Origin of the sequence: Streptomyces nigra (assembly GCF_003074055.1) — a bacterium.
Lineage (GTDB): Bacteria > Actinomycetota > Actinomycetes > Streptomycetales > Streptomycetaceae > Streptomyces > Streptomyces nigra.
In genome coordinates, this window is sequence record NZ_CP029043.1 from 3,004,072 (window position 1) to 3,023,883 (window position 19,812).

The 19,812-nt window shown below is 71.6% G+C and carries 19 protein-coding genes; 7 read left to right on the plus strand and 12 right to left on the minus strand.

What is annotated here, in order from left to right; translation table 11 throughout:
• Positions 1-8: 8 nt before the first annotated feature.
• Entirely contained in the window at positions 9-1,046 is a 1,038-nt protein-coding gene (locus tag DC008_RS13720; RefSeq protein ID WP_108707223.1) for a glycosyltransferase family 2 protein, read from the minus strand.
• 142 nt (positions 1,047-1,188) lie between these two features.
• Between DC008_RS13720 and DC008_RS13725 the strand changes: the two genes are divergently transcribed.
• Positions 1,189-2,640, plus strand: a complete 1,452-nt coding sequence (locus DC008_RS13725; RefSeq protein WP_164492307.1) for an LCP family protein — start codon at positions 1,189-1,191, stop codon at positions 2,638-2,640.
• A gap of 18 nt (positions 2,641-2,658) precedes the next feature.
• Here the strand turns inward: DC008_RS13725 and DC008_RS13730 are convergent, their stop codons facing one another.
• A complete protein-coding gene (locus DC008_RS13730) occupies positions 2,659-3,216 on the minus strand; it encodes an acyl-CoA thioesterase (protein WP_108707225.1) in 558 nt (185 codons plus the stop codon).
• Positions 3,217-3,335: 119 nt separating this feature from the next.
• Between DC008_RS13730 and DC008_RS13735 the strand changes: the two genes are divergently transcribed.
• Positions 3,336-4,616: an LCP family protein gene (locus DC008_RS13735; RefSeq protein WP_108707226.1), complete on the plus strand. Its 1,281-nt coding sequence runs from the start codon at positions 3,336-3,338 to the stop codon at positions 4,614-4,616.
• Positions 4,617-4,678: 62 nt separating this feature from the next.
• Here the strand turns inward: DC008_RS13735 and DC008_RS13740 are convergent, their stop codons facing one another.
• Both DC008_RS13740 and DC008_RS13745 read right to left on the minus strand, forming a co-directional pair.
• Positions 4,679-5,041: a four-helix bundle copper-binding protein gene (locus tag DC008_RS13740; RefSeq protein ID WP_108707227.1), complete on the minus strand. Its 363-nt coding sequence runs from the start codon at positions 5,039-5,041 to the stop codon at positions 4,679-4,681.
• 217 nt (positions 5,042-5,258) lie between these two features.
• On the minus strand, positions 5,259-6,416 hold the full coding sequence (locus DC008_RS13745) for an acyl-CoA dehydrogenase (protein ID WP_108707228.1): 1,158 nt from the start codon (positions 6,414-6,416) through the stop codon (positions 5,259-5,261).
• Between the two features lie 191 nt (positions 6,417-6,607).
• Here DC008_RS13745 and DC008_RS13750 point away from each other — a divergent pair, with 191 nt between their 5' ends.
• Positions 6,608-7,951: a UDP-glucose dehydrogenase family protein gene (locus DC008_RS13750; RefSeq protein WP_108707229.1), complete on the plus strand. Its 1,344-nt coding sequence runs from the start codon at positions 6,608-6,610 to the stop codon at positions 7,949-7,951.
• A gap of 141 nt (positions 7,952-8,092) precedes the next feature.
• Here DC008_RS13750 and DC008_RS13755 read toward each other — a convergent pair whose 3' ends face one another.
• Positions 8,093-8,593: a CGNR zinc finger domain-containing protein gene (locus tag DC008_RS13755; protein WP_108707230.1), complete on the minus strand. Its 501-nt coding sequence runs from the start codon at positions 8,591-8,593 to the stop codon at positions 8,093-8,095.
• Between the two features lie 124 nt (positions 8,594-8,717).
• Between DC008_RS13755 and DC008_RS13760 the strand changes: the two genes are divergently transcribed.
• Both DC008_RS13760 and DC008_RS13765 read left to right on the plus strand, forming a co-directional pair.
• Positions 8,718-9,077 (plus strand): VOC family protein, encoded by a 360-nt coding sequence (locus DC008_RS13760; protein WP_055624251.1) that lies wholly within the window; start codon positions 8,718-8,720, stop codon positions 9,075-9,077.
• Positions 9,078-9,091: 14 nt separating this feature from the next.
• Positions 9,092-9,472: a VOC family protein gene (locus DC008_RS13765; RefSeq protein ID WP_108710684.1), complete on the plus strand. Its 381-nt coding sequence runs from the start codon at positions 9,092-9,094 to the stop codon at positions 9,470-9,472.
• Positions 9,473-9,578: 106 nt separating this feature from the next.
• Here the strand turns inward: DC008_RS13765 and DC008_RS13770 are convergent, their stop codons facing one another.
• From DC008_RS13770 to DC008_RS13785, 4 genes are all read right to left on the minus strand, one after another.
• Positions 9,579-10,703, minus strand: coding sequence for a dipeptidase (locus DC008_RS13770; RefSeq protein WP_108707231.1), 1,125 nt, complete (start codon positions 10,701-10,703; stop codon positions 9,579-9,581).
• A 130-nt stretch (positions 10,704-10,833) separates the two neighbouring features.
• The gene (locus DC008_RS13775) at positions 10,834-12,018 is read right to left on the minus strand and encodes a dipeptidase (RefSeq protein WP_108707232.1); all 1,185 of its coding nucleotides are present in this window, start codon (positions 12,016-12,018) and stop codon (positions 10,834-10,836) included.
• Between the two features lie 5 nt (positions 12,019-12,023).
• A complete protein-coding gene (gene purE, locus DC008_RS13780) occupies positions 12,024-12,551 on the minus strand; it encodes a 5-(carboxyamino)imidazole ribonucleotide mutase (RefSeq protein WP_079033826.1) in 528 nt (175 codons plus the stop codon).
• On the minus strand, positions 12,548-13,687 hold the full coding sequence (locus DC008_RS13785) for a 5-(carboxyamino)imidazole ribonucleotide synthase (RefSeq protein ID WP_108707233.1): 1,140 nt from the start codon (positions 13,685-13,687) through the stop codon (positions 12,548-12,550). Before DC008_RS13785 ends, purE begins: the two co-directional genes overlap by 4 nt.
• A 152-nt stretch (positions 13,688-13,839) precedes the next feature.
• Here DC008_RS13785 and DC008_RS13790 point away from each other — a divergent pair, with 152 nt between their 5' ends.
• Complete coding sequence (locus tag DC008_RS13790) at positions 13,840-14,391, plus strand: GtrA family protein (RefSeq protein ID WP_108707234.1); 552 nt, start codon at positions 13,840-13,842, stop codon at positions 14,389-14,391.
• Positions 14,392-14,456: 65 nt separating this feature from the next.
• Here DC008_RS13790 and DC008_RS13795 read toward each other — a convergent pair whose 3' ends face one another.
• Both DC008_RS13795 and DC008_RS13800 read right to left on the minus strand, forming a co-directional pair.
• Entirely contained in the window at positions 14,457-15,731 is a 1,275-nt protein-coding gene (locus DC008_RS13795; protein ID WP_108707235.1) for an ATP-binding protein, read from the minus strand.
• Between the two features lie 48 nt (positions 15,732-15,779).
• A complete protein-coding gene (locus DC008_RS13800) occupies positions 15,780-16,457 on the minus strand; it encodes a response regulator transcription factor (RefSeq protein WP_055624243.1) in 678 nt (225 codons plus the stop codon).
• A 494-nt stretch (positions 16,458-16,951) separates the two neighbouring features.
• Between DC008_RS13800 and DC008_RS13805 the strand changes: the two genes are divergently transcribed.
• Positions 16,952-18,448 (plus strand): oligopeptide:H+ symporter, encoded by a 1,497-nt coding sequence (locus tag DC008_RS13805; protein WP_108707236.1) that lies wholly within the window; start codon positions 16,952-16,954, stop codon positions 18,446-18,448.
• 79 nt (positions 18,449-18,527) lie between these two features.
• On the opposite strand, the gene DC008_RS13810 is transcribed toward DC008_RS13805, so the two are convergent.
• Positions 18,528-19,772 (minus strand): hypothetical protein, encoded by a 1,245-nt coding sequence (locus DC008_RS13810; protein ID WP_108707237.1) that lies wholly within the window; start codon positions 19,770-19,772, stop codon positions 18,528-18,530.
• Positions 19,773-19,812 lie beyond the last annotated feature (40 nt).

Below are 19,812 nucleotides of genomic sequence, written 5' to 3' on the forward strand. Positions count from 1 at the left end.
CCGTTGGGTCAGGAGGTCGCTTCGGCGTTGTGGACCGCCGGGCGGCGGGAGGCTATGACCTTGCGGGCCAGGGAGCGCGGGCTGGTCAGGAAGCCGTAGCCCCAGGACATGTGCATGGTGGCCAGGGCGACCGGGATCTGGAGCCGGGCCTTCAGCGGCAGGCCCTTGCCGGCCGGCAGCGAGCCCGCGGTGATGGCCGCGAGGTAGCCGCCGGGGACGACCAGCGCCCACGGGGTCACCGCGGCGCCGAGCACCAGGCCCGCCGCGATCGCGCAGACCGCCGTCGGCGGGGCCAGATAGCGCAGGTTGATGGAGCCGGCGTGGTAGCGCGCGACGACATGGCGCCAGCGGCCGTAGTCCTTGTACTGCTTGGCGAGGGCCTTCACCGACGGACGGGGGCGGTACGAGACCTTCAGCTCGGGCGAGAACCAGATCAGGCCGCCCGCCTCGCGGATCCGGAAGTTCAGCTCCCAGTCCTGGGCGCGGATGAACTCCTCGTTGTAGCCGCCCTGCTGCTCCAGCGCCTCGCGCCGGAAGACACCCAGGTAGACGGTCTCCGCGGCCTGCGCCTCGCCGCCCGTGTGGAAGGCGGCGTTGCCGACGCCGATCTTCGACGTCATCGCGGCGGCGACGGCCTGCTCCCAGGCGTTCTCGCCCTCGGCGTGCATGATGCCGCCGACGTTCTGCGCGCCGGTCTCCTCCAGGAGCCGTACGGCGGTCGCGATGTAGTTCGGCGAGAGCATGCCGTGGCCGTCGACGCGGACGACGATCGGGTGGCGGGACGCCTTGATCGCCGCGTTCAGGGCGGCGGGCGTCCGGCCGGTCGGGTTCGGGACGGTGTGAACGCGCGGGTCTTCGGCCACGAGCTCGGCGGCGATCTCGTCCGTGCGGTCCGTGGACGGACCGAGGGCGATCACGACCTCCATCTCGCCGGCGTACTCCTGCGCGAGGATCGCTTGGACGGCTCCGCGCAGATGCCGCTCCTCGTTGAGGACGGGCATGATGACGGACACGGCGGGGAGCTGCACGTCGGGATTGGCGTTCATAGGGGGCTCACGTTACCGCGAACGGGGGACACGGGTGCGCCCCGCCGTGTCCGGTGCACCGGGCAGCAGATCGTATGGGCCTACGGTGCTCACGGATCCCACGTACGGCCCCCAGGGCACGCCCCAGCGGAGGTATCCCTTCATGCCCACGCCGCCCCGCCGCTCCTCCGGCTCCCCGCAGCGCAGCCCGCAGCCGTCCCGCGGCGGGGCGCGGCCGGTCGCGCCCGTTCGGCGCAGGCGGCCCCGCTGGGCCATGCGGGCGGTGACCACGCTCTCCGTCGTCGTCCTGGCCTCCGCCGGGATCGGGCACGCGGTGGTGACCAGCCTGGACGCGAAGATCGCGCGGGTGGACCCGTTCAAGGACATGAAGAACCGGCCGCAGGGCGGGCACGGCATGAACGTCCTGCTGGTCGGCACCGACGGCCGCGACCGCATCACCCCGCAGGAGCGGCGCAAGTACCGGCTGGGCGGCGCCCCCTGCCACTGCACCGACACGATCATGCTCGTGCACATCTCGGAGGACCGGGAGCGGGCGAGCGTGGTGAGCCTGCCCCGCGACTCCTACGCCGAGGTGCCCGCCGCCGACGGCCGGCCCGCCCACCCCATCAAGCTCAACGCGGCGTACGCGGAGGGCGGCCCCCGACTGACCGTGCGCACGGTCGAGCACATGACCCACGTCAAGATCGACCACTATCTGGAGGTCGACTTCACCAGCTTCATGAAGACGGTCGACGTGCTCGGCGGAGTGCGGATCTGCACCTCCACCCCGCTGAAGGACTCCTACACGGGCCTCGACCTGCCCGCCGGCGACCACGAGCTGAGGGGCGGCGAGGCGCTGCAGTTCGTGCGCGCCCGGCACATCGACGGCGACGCCGACCTGGGCCGGGTCCAGCGCCAGCAGCGCTTCATGGCGGCCCTGATCGAGCGGGCCACGTCCTCCGGCATCCTGCTGAACCCGATCCGCTTCCGTGACGTGACCCGGGCCGTGCTGGGCTCGGTCCGCGCCGACAAGGGCTTCGGCACCGGCGAGCTGCTGGACCTGGGGCGGGCGATGCGGAACTTCTCCCCGTCGTCGTCGGAGTTCGCCACCGTGCCCATCGGGCAGCTCGGCCATCTGGTGAAGGGCCTCGGCTCCACCGTGAAGTGGGACACCGCACGTGCCGAGCGCCTGTTCCGCGCGCTGCGCGAGGACCGTCCGCTGGCCGCGCACCGCACGAAGCGCAAGGCCGTCACCGTCGAGGTCGCCCCCCAGCAGATCCGCGTCCAGGTGGAGAACGGCACCCACCGCACCGGCCTCGGCAAGCGCGCCGACACGGCCCTCGCGGCCGTCGGGTTCCGTACGACGCGACAGCCGGTGGACGCGGCCGACCGCTCGGTGAAGCGGACGGTCGTCGCCCACGACCCCGGCTGGGACCGCTCCGCGAAGTCGCTCGCCGCCGCCCTGCCCGGAAGCGAACTGCGGGCGGTCAAGGGGCTGGGCCCGACCCTGAAGGTGATCGTCGGCACGGACTTCGGCACGGTCCGCAAGGTGCGGGCCGCCGACCCCACCCGGGACACCGTGGTCCTCAGGGGCGACGAGGCCGGCTGCGCCTGAGCCGGGCCCGGCCGGGGGTCAGTCGTCGAAGCCCTCCGCCGCCCGCTTGGCGCGCAGCTCCATGATGGCCCGGCGGCGGGCCAGGCGGTGGGTGCGGCGGATCTGCGCCTCCTGGTTGCGGCGCCGGTCGCGGTCCGTCTCGGGTATCACCGGCGGGACGCGGCGCGGCTTGCCGTCGGCGTCGACCGCGGCGAAGACGAGGTAGGCGGAGCCCACCTGGGTGGGCGGCGTCGACTCGTTCCAGCGCTCGGCCAGGACCCGTACGCCGACCTCCATCGAGGTCCGGCCCGTCCAGTTGACCTGCGCCTTCACATGGACCAGGTCGCCGACGCGGACCGGCTCCAGGAAGACCATCTCGTCCATCGAGGCGGTGACGGCGGGACCGCCGCTGTGCCGGCCGGCCACCGCGCCCGCGGCGTCGTCCACCAGTTTCATGATCACGCCACCGTGCACGGTCCCCAGAAGGTTGGTGTCGCTGTGGGTCATGATGTGGCTGAGGGTGGTGCGGGACGCGGAGATCGGCTTGCCCGGGATCTCCTCGGTGCCCGCTTCCGCGGTGGTGGCCTGGTCTGTCATGTCCTCCACCTTATGCCGAGGTGGAAATCGCGGACTTTGTGTTGGGTTCGCAACAGCCGTGCCTCTATTTTCCTTCGAACCTTGTGGGGGACCCGGTCGCGCCCTGCACACTTGGGCGCATGAATGACTGGCCCCAGCGATGGTCCGACGACGACCGCGGCACCCGGTACGGGCGTGGCAGCGCGAGCGCGCAGCCGGAGAGCGCCCGCGTGATGCGGCAGGTCCGCCGCGGCCAGGGGGCGCCGCCCGGCCAGGGCTACGGCGGTGTGCCGCGCCAGCCCTCGTACGTGGACGGACAGGGCCACGGCGGCCACGGCGGCTATGACGACGGATACGTCAGCGGCTACAACACCGGACAGGTGTACGGCGGCGGAGGCGGCGCCGGGGACGGCGGCGGACCCCGCGGTGGGCGGCCCGCGCCGAACTGGCGGCGCCGGATCAAGGTGACCTCGATCACCCTGGTCACACTGCTGGTCGTGACGAGCGTCGCCACGTACTTCTGGGCCGACTCCAAGCTGAACCGCGACGTCGACCTGTCCAAGGTCATCGACCGGCCGGAGGCGGGCGAGGGCACCAACTACCTCATCGTCGGCTCCGACAGCCGTGAGGGCATGACCGACGAGCAGAAGAAGAACCTGCACACCGGCTCCGCCGAGGGCAAGCGCACGGACTCGATGATGATCCTGCACACCGGCAGCGGCAGCCCCACGCTGATATCGCTGCCGCGTGACTCCAACGTCACGATCCCCTCGTACAAGGGCTCGGACTCCGGGAAGCTCTACCAGGGCACCGGACGGCAGACGAAGCTGAACGCGGCCTACGCCGAGGACGGCCCGGAGCTGCTGGTCCGCACCGTCGAGGCCAACACCGGGCTGCACATCGACCACTACGTCGAGATCGGCTTCGCGGGCTTCGCGAACATCGTGGACTCGGTCGGCGGCGTCGAGATCGACATCCCCCGGGACATCAAGGACACCAAGTCCGGCGCCGACTTCAAGAAGGGCAAGCAGACCCTGAACGGCGAGGAGGCCCTGGCCTTCGTCCGCACCCGGTACGCGCTGCCCGGCTCCGACCTGGACCGCACCAAGAACCAGCAGAAGTTCCTGTCGGCCCTGGCGAACCAGGTGGCGACGCCGGGCACGGTCCTGAACCCCTTCAAGCTCTACCCGACGATGGGCGCCGGCCTGGACTCCCTGATCGTCGACGAGGACATGGGCCTGTGGGACCTGGCGTCCATGTTCTGGGCGATGAAGGGCGTCAGCGGCGGCGACGGCACCTCGATGAACATGCCGATCTCGGGCAACGCCGCGAACGGCAACCTCCAGTGGGACACCGCCAAGGTGAAGCAGCTGGTGGAGGAGCTGAAGAACGACGAGACGGTGACCGTCAAGAGCAAGTAGCGCACCCGCACGCGAGCGAGGGCACCCCGGCCGGGGTGCCCTCGTACGTGTGCCGGGCGGTGTCACATGGTGGCGCCGGCCATCGCGCGACAGGTCGTGGCGCAGCGGCGACACGCCTCGGCGCACCGCATCATCTGCGGATCGTCCGGCATGGACATACACGCCTCCGCGCACATCTCGGACGCCTTGGCGCACATCGCGCACATCTCGGCCGACATCGGCGAGCGGCGCATCATCATGTCGGCGCACATGCGGGTCGTCTCGGCGCAGTCCATCAGCGCCCGCATGACCTGCATCTGGCCCTGGCCGCCCATCTGCATGAGGGAGCTCATGGTCTCCTCGCAGACGCTGTGGCACGTCATGCAGGCGTCGACGCAGTCCTGCATCTCCTTGGTCATGGCGGGCATGGTTCCGGGCTGGGTCATGACTCCTCCTGGGTACGCGGGAGCCCGGGGCGGGCCCCGTGCCCTTCTGTCCTACGCCCGCCCGGAGCGGGGCGCCATCGGGCGGACCCCATCAATTCCCGACAGAACGCGCACAGGGTGCACACTCCCCCATTCCGCCATCCCTGTCCCTCTGGGTCCGAACGAGTGAAGGGCGCCCGGAGCACCCGGACGCCCTTCCTCGTCAAATCCCGTGGGGTTACGGCAGGTTGCGCGCCATCACGATGCGCTGGACCTGGTTGGTGCCCTCGTAGATCTGGGTGATCTTGGCGTCGCGCATCATGCGCTCCACCGGGTAGTCACGGGTGTAGCCGTAGCCACCGAGGAGCTGGACGGCGTCGGTGGTGACCTCCATGGCGACGTCGGAGGCGAAGCACTTGGCCGCGGCGCCGAGGTAGGTGAGGTCGGCGTCGCCGCGCTCGGAGGCGGCGGCGGCCTGGTACGTCAGGGCGCGGGCCGCCGAGATCTTCATCGCCATGTCGGCGAGCATGAACTGGATGCCCTGGAAGTCGGCGATCGGCTTGCCGAACTGCTTGCGCTCCTGGACGTAGCCCTTGGCGTAGTCGAGGGCGCCCTGGGCGATGCCGAGGGCCTGGGCGGCGATGGTGATACGGGTGTGGTCCAGCGTCTTCATCGCGGTGGCGAAGCCGGTGCCCTCCTCGCCGATCATGCGGTCGGCGGGGATCCGGACGTTGTCCAGGTAGACCTCGCGGGTCGGGGAGCCCTTGATGCCGAGCTTCTTCTCCGGGGCGCCGAAGGAGACGCCCTCGTCGCCCTTCTCGACCACGAAGGCGGAGATGCCCTTGGAGCGCTTGCTCGGGTCGGTCACGGCCATGACCGTGTAGAACTCGGAGACGCCGGCGTTGGTGATCCAGCGCTTCACGCCGTTGAGGACCCAGTGGTCGCCGTCGCGGACGGCCTTGGTCTTCATGCCGGCCGCGTCGGAGCCCGCGTCGGGCTCGGACAGGCAGTAGGAGAACATGCCGTCGCCCTTGGCGAGCGGGGCCATGTACTTCTTCTTCAGCTCCTCGGAGCCGGAGAGGATGACCGGCAGCGAGCCGAGCTTGTTCACGGCCGGGATGAGGGAGGAGGACGCGCAGACGCGGGCCACCTCCTCGATCACGATGACCGTGGCGAGGGCGTCGGCGCCCGCGCCGCCGTACTCCTCGGGGACGTGCACGGCGTGCAGGTCGTTGGCCACGAGGGCGTCGTGCGCCTCCTGCGGGAAGCGCGCCTCCTCGTCCACCGCCGTGGCGTACGGCGCGATCTTCGCCTCGGCCAGCGAGCGGATCGCGTCGCGGAGCATGTCGTGCTCCTCGGTCGGGCGGTACAGGTCGAAGTCAGCCGATCCGGCCAAGGTCTCTCACGCTCCAGGGACGCTCGTGTTGGCAAGGGTGATGCCGACGCTAATTACCGTTAAGTAACTCAAATTTTAGAGGTCGCCCCCGAGGACTGATACGTGAGCTTGGCGACAGCGGGGAATCTGCCCGCCGGGCCCGTTGACTATGCTCGGGCGCGCATCGCCCGTCCTCACTTACGGAGTCCCCCATGGCCCTCAAGATCACCGTGATCGGCACCGGCTATCTCGGCGCCACGCACGCCGCGGCCATGGCCGAGCTCGGGTTCGAGGTGCTGGGCCTGGACGTGGTGCCCGAGAAGATCGAGATGCTGGGCCGCGGCGAGGTGCCGATGTTCGAGCCGGGCCTGGAGGACCTGCTGCGCAAGCATGTCGCCGGGATCGAGGGCTCGACGGGGCGGCTGCGGTTCACGATGGACTGGGCGGAGGTCGCCGAGTTCGGCGATGTGCACTTCGTCTGCGTGAACACCCCGCAGAAGCACGGCGAGTACGCCTGCGACATGAGCTACGTCGACGCGGCCGTCGAGTCGCTCGCCAAGCATCTGAGCCGGCCGTGCCTGGTCGTCGGCAAGTCGACGGTGCCGGTGGGCAGCGCGGACCGCCTCGCTGCGCGGCTGCTGGAGCTGGCTCCGGGCGGGGCCGAGGTCGAGCTGGCCTGGAACCCGGAGTTCCTGCGGGAGGGCTTCGCCGTGCAGGACACCCTGCACCCGGACCGGATCGTGGTGGGCGTGCGCAGCGAGCGGGCCGAGAAGCTGCTGCGCGAGGTGTACGCGACGCCGGTCGCGGCCGGCTCCCCCTTCGTCGTGACGGACTTCCCGACGGCCGAGCTGGTGAAGACCTCGGCGAACTCCTTCCTGGCCACGAAGATCTCCTTCATCAACGCGATGGCGGAGGTCTGCGAGGCGGCCGGCGGTGATGTGGCGAAGCTGGCGGAGGCCATCGGACACGACGACCGGATCGGCAAGAAGTTCCTGCGGGCCGGCATCGGCTTCGGCGGCGGCTGCCTGCCCAAGGACATCCGGGCGTTCATGGCGCGCGCGGGCGAGCTGGGTGCGGACCAGGCGCTGACGTTCCTGCGCGAGATCGACTCGATCAACATGCGCCAGCGCGGCCAGATGGTCGAGCTGGCCCGCGAGGCGCTGGGCGGCGGGCCCTTCCTGGGCAAGCGGGTCGCGGTGCTCGGCGCCACGTTCAAGCCCGACTCGGACGACGTCCGGGACTCGCCGGCGCTGAACGTCGCCGGGCAGATCCATCTGCAGGGCGGCCAGGTGACGGTGTACGACCCGAAGGGCATGACCAACGCCCGCCGGCTGTTCCCGACGCTCGGGTACGCGGACACCGCGATCGAGGCGGTGCGCGGCGCGGACGTGGTGCTGCATCTGACGGAGTGGCGCGAGTTCCGCGAGCTGGACCCGCGGGAGCTCGGCGAGGTCGCGGCGACCCGGCTGATCCTGGACGGCCGCAACGCGCTGGACCCGGAGCTGTGGCGGGGCGCGGGCTGGACGTACCGGGCGATGGGCCGGCCGACGGCCTGACCCTTCACGACCTGGAGACGAAGGACGCCGTTTCGGCCGAGGCTCAGTCGGCCGAAACGGCGTCCTTCGCATTCTGCCGCACACGACCGCGCATTGCCGAATGAATCTTCAACAACCTTGCTAAAAGGTGCGCCGGGTGGCTCATCTCGCGCGGTAACGGCGCATCTTGGCGCGCGCTCCGCACACCTGCATCGAGCACCAGCGGCCACGGCCCGCCGGGCTGCGGTCGTAGTACGCCCAGTGGCAGTCGGCCGCCTCGCAGGCCTTGAGGCGCATCCAGGTGCCGTCGACGAGGCCCTGGGCGACGGCGGCGGCCACGCGGGAGGCCAGGGGCCCGTCCCCGGCGGCGGTGAGGGCGGCCGAGCCGTCGGCGCTGTCGACGGCGACCACGAGCGGGGCGGCGGCGAGCAGCTCGCCGAGCGGGGTGACCGCGCGGTGCGGAGGGTGCCCGGCGTGCGCCAGGAGGACCGCCCGCAGGGACTCCCGCAGTTCGCGCGCGCCCGCCAGGTCGGCCTCGGCCAGCCCGAAGCGCGCCCTGCCCTCGGCCGTGTCGAGCGCGTCGGCGCCGGACTCCAGGTCCACCGTGTTGACCAGGGCCTGGACCAGTTCCAGGGCCCCGGGCGCGGGCGATCTGTCACTCATGGCTGCACGCTATCCCCGCTTCCGCATATCCCCTTGCGACGTTACCTCCTATAGGCAAGCATGGGGTAACGCAGTTACCGGTAAACACGGTCTGCGGGTAACTCGAGGCTTCGAGGAGGAAGTCATGGCCATCGCCGAAGTGGGCTCCGTCGTCCTGGACTGTCCCGACCCGCGCGCGCTCGCGGAGTTCTACGCCCAGGTCCTGGACGGCACGATCGTGGACGAGGGCGAGTGGGTGGACCTGAAGGTGCCGGGCGGGCCGACGCTGGCCTTCCAGGCGGCGCCCGGCCATGTGCCGCCGCGGTGGCCGTCGGCGGAGCACTCGCAGCAGTTCCATCTGGACCTGACGGTCGAGGACCTGGACGCGGCCGAGAAGGCGGTGCTGGAGCTGGGCGCACGCCCGCTGGAGACCGACGACCGCGAGCGGACCTTCCGGGTTTACGCGGACCCGGCGGGGCACCCGTTCTGCCTGTGCGCCTGCTGAGCGAGGAGGACCTCATGGCACCCGCGGCACGTCTGCGCTCCGTCGTCGTCGACTGCCCCGACCCGCGGGCTCTCGCCCGCTTCTACGCGGGCGTCGGCGGCGGCACCCCCGAGGACGAGGACCCGGACTGGGTCGTGCTGCGGCTCCCGGACGGGCCGCGGCTGGCCTTCCAGCGGGCGCCGGGGTACGCCCCGCCTGACTGGCCGCGGGCCGACCACGACTCCCAGCAGTTCCACCTCGACTTCGACGCCGGGGCGACCTGGGAGGAGGTCGACGCGGCCCAGGAGAAGGTGCTGGGGCTGGGCGCGCGGCTGCTCCAGGCCCAGGACGAGGAGGGCTTCCGGGTGTACGCCGACCCGGTGGGCCACCCCTTCTGCCTGTGCCGGATCGACTAGGTCGTGTCCGCAAAGTCCCGCCTGCCGCCCGGCGCCCGCCCTACGGGCGAACGACGGGACTTTGCGGACACGACCTAGAGGCATCCAGGGCTGAGCCGGCCGGCGGTCAGCCGTCCAGGTCGGTGATCGTCGCCGTCGACGGCTCCCTGCGGCGCTGCGCCTCACGGGCGGCGAAGTCGGCCTCGCGCAGCACCCGCTGGGCGTTGCCCCAGGTCAGCAGGGCGATATCGGCCTCGGACCAGTCGCGGCGCAGCAGTTCGGCGATCAGCCGGGGGTAGCCGGAGACGTCGGGCAGGTCCTGGGGGTGGGCGGGTCCTGTGTCGTAGGTGCCGGAGAGGCCGACGCAGTCCGCCCCGGCCACCGCGCGCACATGGTCGAGGTGGTCGGCGACGTCCCGGACGGACGGGCCGGTCTGCTCGGCGGTGAGCGGCACCATGCACAGCCCCTTGGCGGCGCCGAGCGCGGCCAGCAGGTCGTCGGGGAGGTTGGCGGGGTGCGGCCGCAGGGCGCGGGCCGCGGAGCGTGTGCACAGCACGGGTGCCTTGGAGACCGCGCAGGCCCGGCGGACCGTCTCGGCGCCGGCGCCGGAGAGGTCGGCGAGCACACCGAGCCGGTTCATCTCGCGCAGCACCTCCTCGCCGAACCGGGTGAGGCCGGTCTCACCGGCCCAGGACACGCCGGTGAGCGTCAGGGCGCGCAGCCCGAGCCCGTGCAGGGAGCGCAGGATGCCGAGGGAGTCGCCGAGGGCGACGGCTCCGGCGGGTCCGGGCAGGACGGCGATCCGGCCGCTGTGGTGGACGTCGGTGATCGGCCCGGGGTCGCAGGCCAGGCGCAGCCCGTCCGGGTGGGCGCGGACGACGGTCCTGACGAGGTCCAGCTGCTCGAGGGTGGCGCCGACGGCCCGGTCGCCGGTCAGGCCCTCCGGCAGGTGCAGCGCCCAGAACAGCGCGCCGACGCGGCCCTCGCGCAGCCGCGGCACATCGGTGTCGACGGCGCTCTCGCCGAGGTCCAGATCGAACCAGGACAGGTGCCGCAGTGCCCATGGCAGGCCGCTGTAGCCGTCGGCGACGGGGTGGGCGTCGAGCAGGGTGCGGGCGCGTGCCAGCAGGTCGGCCGCGGCGGGGTCGTGGACCGGTCCGGGGGCGGGCGCGGGGCCGTCCCCGGTGAGGGGCGCGGGCAGATCGTCCGTCGCGGCGGCCCCGGCACCGGCGTCGTACTTGAGCTCTGCCATGGCGGTCTCCGTAGGTGATCGGCGTCCTGATCAGCAGTACGGTCACCGTCGCACGGGGGCGCGGGGGCTTCCTGGTGGGGCGGGCGTTCGGGGGTAGCGGGCGGGGCCGGCCGGCCCCGCCCTCCCGTGCTCAGGCGTCCAGGTCCGCGAGGGTGGCGTTGGACGGTCCGCGGGTGGACCGCAGGTCGCGGGCCACGTCCTCGGCGGCGCCGAGCACCCGGACGGCGTTGCGCCAGGTCAGCTTGGCCAGGTCGGCCCGGGACCAGCCGCGGTCCAGCAGCTCGGCGATCAGGTTCGGGTAGCCGGTGACGTCGTTCAGGCCGTCGGGGGTGAACGCGGTGCCGTCGTAGTCGCCGCCGATGCCGAGATGGTCGATCCCGGCGACCTCGCGCATGTGGTCGAGGTGGTCGGCGACCGTGGACACGGTGGCGACCGGGCGCGGGTTGCTCTCCTCGAAGGCGCGGTGCACCTTCATCGCCTCGGCGGTGGTGTCGAGGTGGTGGAAGCCGTGCGCCCGCATGTTCTCGTCGGCCGCGGCGGTCCAGTCGACGGCCGCCTGGAGGACGAACTTCGGGACGAACGTCACCATGGCGACGCCGCCGTTGGCGGGCAGGCGCTCCAGGACGTCGTCCGGGATGTTGCGCGGGTGGTCGCAGACCGCGCGGGACGAGGAGTGCGAGAAGATCACCGGGGCGGCCGTGGTGTCGAGCGCGTCGCGCATCGTCGTGGCCGCCACGTGCGAGAGGTCGACCAGCATGCCCTCTCGGTTCATCTCCCGCACGACCTCGCGCCCGAAGGCGGACAGGCCGCCCACGCCGGGCTCGTCGGTCGCCGAGTCGGCCCAGGCGATGTTGTCGTTGTGCGTCAGCGTCATGTAGCGGACGCCGAGCGCGTACAGCGCCCGCAGGGTGGCCAGGGAGTCGGCTATGGAGTGGCCGCCCTCGGCGCCCATCAGGGAGGCGATACGGCCCTCCGCGCGGGCCGCCTCCATGTCCGCGGCCGTCAGCGCCGGGCGCAGATCGGCCGGGTGGCGGGCGAGCAGCTGCCGTACGCAGTCGATCTGCTCCAGGGTGGCGCTGACCGCCTGGTCGCCGGCGTAGTCCGAGCGGACGTACACCGACCAGAACTGGGCGCCCACACCGCCGGCGCGCAGGCGCGGGATGTCGGTGTGCAGATGGGCGCTCTGGTCGGCGGCTATGTCGCGGGCCGCCAGGTCGTAGCGGACCTGTTCGCGCAGCGCCCACGGCAGGTCGTTGTGGCCGTCGACGACGGGGAACTCGCGCAGCAGGTCCCGGGCGGTCTCCAGGGAGCTCATCGGCGTCACTTCCCGGAGCCGAAGCCGAAGCCGGCCGCGCCCTCGACCTTGGAGCGCAGACGCTTGCCCTTCTCGGTGGCCTGGTCGTTCAGCTCCTGCTGGAACTCGCTCATCCGCTGCAGCAGCTCCTCGTCGTGCGCGGCGAGGATGCGGGCGGCGAGCAGACCGGCGTTGCGGGCCCCGGCGACCGACACAGTGGCCACGGGCACACCGGCCGGCATCTGCACGATGGACAGCAGGGAGTCCATGCCGTCCAGGTACTTCAGCGGGACGGGGACGCCGATGACGGGCAGCGGGGTGACGGAGGCGAGCATGCCCGGCAGATGGGCGGCGCCGCCGGCGCCCGCGATGATCACCTTGAGTCCGCGCCCGGCCGCCCGCTCGCCGTAGGTGATCATCTCGCGCGGCATACGGTGCGCGGAGACGACGTCGACCTCGTAGGCGATCTCGAACTCGTCGAGGGCCTTGGCGGCGGCCTCCATGACGGGCCAGTCGCTGTCCGACCCCATGACGATGCCAACAACAGGGCTCATTCGGTGATCGTGCCTCTCAGATAGCCGGCAGCGTGACGGGCGCGCTCCAGCACGTCGTCGAGGTCGTCGCCGTAGGTGTTCACGTGACCGACCTTGCGGCCGGGCTTCACGTCCTTGCCGTACATGTGGATCTTCAGCTGGGGGTCGCGGGCCATGCAGTGCAGGTACGCGGAGTACATGTCGGGGTAGTCGCCGCCGAGGACGTTGACCATGACGGTCCACTTGGCACGGGGGCGCGGGTCGCCGAGCGGGAGGTCGAGGACGGCCCGGACGTGGTTGGCGAACTGGCTGGTGATCGCGCCGTCCTGGCTCCAGTGGCCGGAGTTGTGCGGGCGCATCGCGAGCTCGTTGACGAGGACGCGGCCGTCGCGGGTCTGGAACAGCTCGACCGCGAGGTGCCCGACGACACCGAGCTCCTTCGCGATCCGCAGCGCCATCTCCTCGGCGTGCAGGGCGAGGCCCTCGTCCAGGCCGGGGGCCGGGGCGATGACGGTGTCGCAGACGCCGTTCACCTGCCGCGACTCGACGACCGGGTAGGCGACGGCCTGGCCGTGCGGGGAGCGGACCACGTTGGCGGCGAGCTCGCGGACGTAGTCGACCTTCTCCTCGGCGAGGACGGGGACGCCGGCGCGGAACGGCTCGGCGGCCTCCTCGGCGGAGTCGACGACCCAGACGCCCTTGCCGTCGTAGCCGCCGCGGACCGTCTTCAGGACAACGGGGAAGCCGTCCCCCTCGGCGGCGAACGCGGCGACGTCCTGCGGGTCGCTCACGATGCGGTGCCGGGGGCAGGGGACCCCGATCGCGTCGAGCCTCGCCCGCATCACGCCCTTGTCCTGGGCGTGCACGAGCGCGTCGGGGCCGGGGCGCACGGGGATGCCGTCCGCCTCCAGGGCCCTGAGGTGCTCGGTGGGTACGTGTTCGTGATCGAAGGTGATCACATCGCACCCGCGCGCGAACTCGCGCAGCGTGTCCAGATCGCGGTAGTCGCCGACGACGACATCACCGACGACCTGCGCCGCGGAATCCTGCGGGGTGTCACTGAGGAGCTTGAATCTGATGCCGAGCGGGATGCCCGCCTCGTGTGTCATACGAGCGAGCTGACCCCCGCCGACCATGCCGACTACCGGGAACGTCACGCCCCTAGGGTATCGGCCGCTCGGGGTGACCCCTCTTACCGGACTTTTCCGGGGCTCTTCCCGACCCGGGACGTCACGCACGGGCGATCACGGAGGGGGGTGGTTAGCATGGCTGAGTTGACGACCACCGACCGACAGGAGCCTTCACGACCATGGAACGTGGTTCCTCGGGGCTTCAGGAGGCGCCCGCTGCGCGCGGTTCGGTGCGGCAGCGTCTGGACCGCCTCGCCCGCGAGGTCGCCAAGTTCGGCGCGGTCGGCGGGGCGGGGCTGCTGGTCAACCTGCTCGCGTTCAACCTCGTACGGCAGGTCACCGATCTGCAGGTGGTGCGGGCGAGCGTCATCGCGACCGTCGTCGCGATCATCTTCAACTACATCGGCTTCCGGTACTTCACCTACCGCGACCGCGACAAGAGCCGGCGCACCAAGGAGATGACCCTCTTCCTGCTGTTCAGCGCGGCGGGCCTGGTCATCGAGAACGGCGTGCTCTACACGGCGACGTACGGGTTCGGCTGGGACAGCCCGCTGCAGAGCAACATCTTCAAGTTCCTCGGCATCGGCATCGCGACGCTGTTCCGCTTCTGGTCCTACCGCACCTGGGTGTTCCGCGCCCTGCCGGTGCGGGAGGACCCCGTGGCCGGTGGGGAATCGTTCCTGAAGACCCGGCGCGGCGCGGACAAGGCGGCCCGCCAGCGCGTCGGCTGACCGGCCCCGGCGCTGAGGGACGACGCGCCCGGACCGTCGGGTGACCGGCCCTCCCCCGCGGCCCGCTACCGGACCGTCGACCCCGAGTCCCCTCCGGACTTCTTCGGCGGGGCCGTGCGGGACAGGAACAGCGCGAAGACCGGCGGGTTCGTCTGCAGCATCTCCAGCCGTCCCCCGTCCGCCTCGGCGAGGTCGCGGGCGACGGCGAGACCGATGCCGGTGGAGTTGCGGCCGCTGATGGCCCGCTCGAAGATCCGGGCGCCCAGGTCCGCCGGGATGCCCGGCCCCTCGTCCGTGACCTCGATGACCGCCTGGTTGCCGGTGACGCGGGTGCGCAGCGCCACCGTGCCCCCGCCGTGCATGAGCGAGTTCTCGATCAGGGCGGCCAGCACCTGCGCGACCGCGCCCGGGGTGCCGACCGCCGTCAGATGCCGCTTGCCCGAGCTGACGATGGCCCGGCCCGCGCTGCGGTACGCCGGGCGCCACTCCGCCAGCTGCTGCTGGATCACCTCGTCGAGGTCGAAGGTGACGGCGGAGCCGCTGCGGGGGTCTCGGGAGTTGGTCAGCAGCCGCTCCACCACGTCCGTCAGCCGCTCCACCTGCGTCAGCGCGATGGTCGCCTCCTCCTTCACCGTGTCCGGGTCGTCGGTGAGGGTGATCTCCTCCAGCCGCATGGACAGCGCGGTCAGCGGGGTGCGCAGCTGGTGCGAGGCGTCGGCGGCCAGGCGGCGCTCGGCCGTCAGCATCCGTGCGATCCGCTCGGCGGAGGCGTCCAGCACGTCCGCGACCCGGTCCAGCTCGGGGACGCCGTAGCGCTTGTGCCGGGGGCGGGGGTCGCCGGAGCCGAGGCGTTCCGCCGTCTCGGCGAGGTCGGTGAGCGGCGAGGCCAGCCGGTTGGCCTGGCGCACCGCGAGCAGGACGGCCGCGATCACGGCGAGCAGGGCCACCGCGGCGATGATCATCAGCGTCCGGCCGACCTCACGGGTCACGGAGGAGCGGGGCTCCTGGACGGTGACGGTCTCGCCCTCCTCGCCCCGCTCCCGGGCGCTGATGACGTCGCCGTCGGGCTTGTCGCCGACGTGGATCACGGGCTTGCCGGGGATGCGGATCTCCGCGTAGCGGTCGCCCTGGATCTGCTCGCGCAGCACGGAGGCGTCGACGGTCTCGTCGCCGAGCAGCCGGCTGTCGACGATGCTGGCCAGCCGCACCGCCTCGGTGTCCACCCGCTCCTGCGCGGTGCTGGTGATCGTCCGCGTCTCCACGATCACCAGTGACACACCGAACACGGCGATCACGACGAGGACGACGGCGAGGGTGGACTGGATCAGTCGGCGGCGCATGGCGTGTTACTCACCTGTCGGGCTCGGGAACCGGTACGGGCCCGTGGCTCAGCTCTTCTCGAAGCGGAAGCCCACGCCCCGCACCGTCGCGATGTAGCGCGGGTTGGCCGCGTCGTCGCCCAACTTCTTACGCAGCCAGGAGATGTGCATGTCGAGGGTCTTGGTGGAGGACCACCACGTGGTGTCCCAGACCTCGCGCATCAGCTGGTCGCGGGTGACCACCCGGCCGGCGTCGCGCACCAGCACCCGCAGCAGGTCGAACTCCTTGGCGGTGAGCTGGAGTTCCTCGTCGCCCATCCAGGCCCGGTGGGACTCGACGTCGATCCGCACGCCGTGCGTGGCCGGCGGCTGCTGGGGCTCGGCGGAGCCGCGCCGCAGCAGGGCCCGGACGCGCGCGAGCAGCTCGGCGAGCCGGAACGGCTTGGTGACGTAGTCGTCGGCGCCCGCGTCGAGGCCCACCACGGTGTCGACCTCGTCGGCGCGCGCGGTGAGGATCAGGATGGGCACGGCGTGACCGTCGGCCCGCAGCCGGCGGGCGACCTCGAGGCCGTCCATGCCGGGGAGCCCGAGGTCCAGCACGACGAGGTCGATGCCGCCCTGCATCCCGGCGTCGAGGGCGGTGGGCCCGTCCTCACGGACCTCGACCTCGTACCCTTCCCGGCGCAGTGCGCGGGCCAGCGGCTCCGAAATGGACGCGTCGTCCTCGGCGAGCAGTACTCGGGTCATGAGCTGATGGTAGTCCGCCCGCGTCGGGCGCCGGTGCGGGATCGACCCCTTGGGTTCTTACCGTTCTCCGTCGCACTTCTTACCTTCCCGGGGGCGTGGTACAGACCACGTCTATAGGGGTGCGACTCTTGAGAGACCTTCGAAACCGCTGTCCGGTTGCAGTGAAACCTGTGATTCGCGTCTCAAGTCCTTCCATATGGGGCGGTGTCGTGACGTATGGTGAATCCACGCATTAGCACTGCGGGACCTCCGGCCACTTGACGCCGGGGGTCTCTCTTGCGTCGGGGCCGCTCAGGCCCCGCAGCAACGATGACCTGTGGCCGGGCCTCCGAAGGCGGGGGCGTGGATCCCGGCGGTCGCCGTCTTCCGCTCCGCATCAGGGCGGACCCCCCGAGGGCGTGGGGGCGACGGTCTCGTCCGCCGGTGCCGGCCGCCCCCCACCGGGCGCGTGACCCCTCCATGTCGCATGCGCGTCCCGACAGCAAGGAACGACCATGGCGTCCAGCCTGACGAAGGACTCGGCCCCCACCGGAATCCCCGGTTCCGAGCGCTCCTTCTTCGGCCACCCCCGCGGACTGGCCACTCTCTTCATGACCGAGATGTGGGAGCGTTTCTCCTACTACGGCATGAGGGCTCTGCTCCCGCTGTACCTCGTCGCCCCCGCCGGCCTGGGCCTCAGTGCCACGACGGCCACGGCGATCTACTCGGTCTACCTCTCGCTCGTCTACCTGCTCGCCCTGCCGGGCGGCTGGTTCGCGGACCGTGTACTCGGCCCGCGCAAGACGGTGGCCGTGGCCGGTGCCGTCATCATGCTCGGCCACCTGACGCTGGCCCTCCCCTGGTCCGGCAGCTTCTTCGCCGGCCTCGGCCTGGTGGCGATCGGGTCCGGCCTGCTCAAGGCGAACATCTCGACGATGGTCGGGCACCTCTACAAGGGCCCCGAGGACCCGCGCCGCGACGGTGGCTTCACGATCTTCTACATCGGGATCAACCTCGGTGCCTTCGCCGCCCCGCTGGTCATCGGCACCATCGGTGAGAACGTCAACTGGCACCTGGGCTTCGCGCTCGCAGCGCTCGGCATGGCCCTGGGTCTGGCGCAGTTCCTGCTGGGCAGCCGTCACCTGAGCCCCCAGTCGGACGTCGTCCCCACGCCGCTGACCGCCGAGCAGAAGGCCACGACGCTGCGCAAGGCGTTCTTCTGGGCCGCCGTCGCCGCCGTGTTCTACGCGATCGTCGGGTTCTCCGGTGTCTACACGCTGAACTGGCTGCTGGTCCCGATCACCGTCGCCGGTCTGATCATCCCGGTCGTGGTCATCGGCCGGATGAAGCGCGACAAGCAGCTCGACCGCGGCGAGCAGTCGAAGCTGACCGCGTACATCTGGTTCTTCGTCGCCGCCGCCGTTTTCTGGATGATCTACGACCAGGGTGGCTCCACGGTCTCCCTGTTCGCGGAGTCCTCGGCCGACAACTCGGTCTTCGGCTGGGAGTTCCCGGTCTCCTGGTACCAGTCGGTCAACCCGGTCATGATCATGGCACTGGCCCCGGTCTTCGCCTGGGCGTGGCTCGCGCTGGCCCGCCGGGGCAAGGAGCCGAGCACCGCGACGAAGTTCGCCATGGGCCTGATCCTGGTCGGCGCGTCCTTCTTCCTCTTCCTGGCCCCGCTGTCGATCGCCGACGGCGGTCACAAGGCGGCCGCGCTGTGGCTGGCGGGCATCTACTTCGTGCAGACCGTCGGTGAGCTGATGGTCTCTCCGGTGGGCCTGTCGGTCACCACGAAGATGGCCCCGGCCAAGTACGCCTCCCAGATGATGGGTGTCTGGTTCCTGGCCGTCACCGCGGGTGACGCCACCACCGGTCTGCTCTCCATCGCGGGTGTCGACCTGAACAAGACCGGCATCGTCGCCCTGGAGGCCATGCTCGCCGTGGTCGCGGGCTTCGCGGTCTGGATGTACCGCCGGAAGGTCAAGGAGCTCATGGGCAGCGTCAACTGACGCCCGTCCCCGAGTCCGCCCGGAGGGCCACCGCGCGCATCGCGTGCGGTGGCCCTCCGGCGTTTCCGGAACGCCCGGCTCAGCGCGGGCGTCCCGGCAGGAACGTGAACACCGCGCCGCCCAGGAGCAGGGCCGTGCCCGCGACCAGGCCGAGGGCCTTCAGGGTGCCGTGGTCGTCGGCGCCGGTCGCGGCGAGACCGCCGGCCGCCCCGGCACCGCCCGCTCCGCCCGCGGTGCCCCCGGCCGAGCCGCCGCCGGAGGCGCCGCCCTCCTGCTGCGTGGTGTCGAGGGTCAGGGAGACCTCGGACTTCTCCGGCGTGCAGGTCGTCGTCGTGCCGAGCGCCTCCACCGTCAGCACACCCGGCGACAGCGTCGACCGCCCGCTCGCGCCCGGCCGGTACACGCCCGTCAGGTCGGGGATCTCGATCGGGTCGCCGGCCTTGATGTCCTCGGCGTTGGCGGGCCCCTCCACCCGGACCGTGCCCCGGTCCGCGCCGCCCAGAACCACCTGCATCGACGGCTTCACCGAGCCCTTGGGGATGTCGGCGGGGCTGTCCATCACCGATCCGCGGAACCGGACCGTGAGGGCGAAGCCGCCGCCGTCCCGCCTGGCGTCGATGCGGACCGGCGAGGTGGCGTTCTTGTCCCCGATGGGCGTCCTGCAGGCGTAGGGGACCCGCACCTCTTTGCCGGTGACCGCGTCCGGTGTGCTTTCGCTGGGTGTCGAGGTGGGCTCGCCCGTCGGGTCGGTGGGATCGGTCGGCTCGTCCGTGGGCTCGTCGGTCGGGTCGGTCGGGTCGTCCGTGGGGTCGCCGCCGTCGGTCACGGCGATCGTCGCCGCGGGCCGTACGACCTCCTTCGGCGCGCACTCGGTGTCCGTCGAGATCGGCTTGTTCACGTTGATCGTGTACGCGCCCGGGGTCAGCGTGACCTCACCGGGCGACGTCAGCTTCAGCGTGCCCTTCATCGCGGACAGCTTCATCTCGCCGCCCTTGGGGATCGGCGGGTTCTCCCGGGGCCCGCGCAGGACGACGTCCGCGGTCTGCGCGCCGGCCGCCTTCAGGGTGCCCGTCGGCTGGACGGTGTCCTCGCCCAGGTCGAGGATGTCCGGGTTCTTCGACGCCGCCCTGACGAACGTCCAGACGATCTCGACCTCGTCCCCGGTCCTCGCCTGCGCGGGCGCGCTGATCGCCACGGTCGTGGTGCCCTGGACCGGCGGCAGCCCCGAGATCGGAGGCGGGACGCACTCGGTCGCGTAGGACACCTCGGCCGCCTGTGCGGGGGCGGCGGACACGCCCAGCAGCAGGCCGGCGCCGCCGAGCATCAGGGCGGCGCCCGCCGCGCCCGCTCTTCGGGGCCGGGCC

Bases quoted from the DNA above. Each gene is read 5' to 3' on its own strand.
- DC008_RS13720 (WP_108707223.1), bottom strand. From the start codon at position 1,046: ATGAACGCCAATCCCGACGTGCAGCTCCCCGCCGTGTCCGTCATCATG.
- DC008_RS13725 (WP_164492307.1), top strand. From the start codon at position 1,189: ATGCCCACGCCGCCCCGCCGCTCCTCCGGCTCCCCGCAGCGCAGCCCG.
- DC008_RS13730 (WP_108707225.1), bottom strand. From the start codon at position 3,216: ATGACAGACCAGGCCACCACCGCGGAAGCGGGCACCGAGGAGATCCCG.
- DC008_RS13735 (WP_108707226.1), top strand. From the start codon at position 3,336: ATGAATGACTGGCCCCAGCGATGGTCCGACGACGACCGCGGCACCCGG.
- DC008_RS13740 (WP_108707227.1), bottom strand. From the start codon at position 5,041: ATGACCCAGCCCGGAACCATGCCCGCCATGACCAAGGAGATGCAGGAC.
- DC008_RS13750 (WP_108707229.1), top strand. From the start codon at position 6,608: ATGGCCCTCAAGATCACCGTGATCGGCACCGGCTATCTCGGCGCCACG.
- DC008_RS13755 (WP_108707230.1), bottom strand. From the start codon at position 8,593: ATGAGTGACAGATCGCCCGCGCCCGGGGCCCTGGAACTGGTCCAGGCC.
- DC008_RS13760 (WP_055624251.1), top strand. From the start codon at position 8,718: ATGGCCATCGCCGAAGTGGGCTCCGTCGTCCTGGACTGTCCCGACCCG.
- DC008_RS13765 (WP_108710684.1), top strand. From the start codon at position 9,092: ATGGCACCCGCGGCACGTCTGCGCTCCGTCGTCGTCGACTGCCCCGAC.
- DC008_RS13770 (WP_108707231.1), bottom strand. From the start codon at position 10,703: ATGGCAGAGCTCAAGTACGACGCCGGTGCCGGGGCCGCCGCGACGGAC.
- DC008_RS13775 (WP_108707232.1), bottom strand. From the start codon at position 12,018: ATGAGCTCCCTGGAGACCGCCCGGGACCTGCTGCGCGAGTTCCCCGTC.
- purE (WP_079033826.1), bottom strand. From the start codon at position 12,551: ATGAGCCCTGTTGTTGGCATCGTCATGGGGTCGGACAGCGACTGGCCC.
- DC008_RS13790 (WP_108707234.1), top strand. From the start codon at position 13,840: ATGGAACGTGGTTCCTCGGGGCTTCAGGAGGCGCCCGCTGCGCGCGGT.
- DC008_RS13795 (WP_108707235.1), bottom strand. From the start codon at position 15,731: ATGCGCCGCCGACTGATCCAGTCCACCCTCGCCGTCGTCCTCGTCGTG.
- DC008_RS13800 (WP_055624243.1), bottom strand. From the start codon at position 16,457: ATGACCCGAGTACTGCTCGCCGAGGACGACGCGTCCATTTCGGAGCCG.
- DC008_RS13805 (WP_108707236.1), top strand. From the start codon at position 16,952: ATGGCGTCCAGCCTGACGAAGGACTCGGCCCCCACCGGAATCCCCGGT.
- DC008_RS13810 (WP_108707237.1), bottom strand. From the start codon at position 19,772: ATGCTCGGCGGCGCCGGCCTGCTGCTGGGCGTGTCCGCCGCCCCCGCA.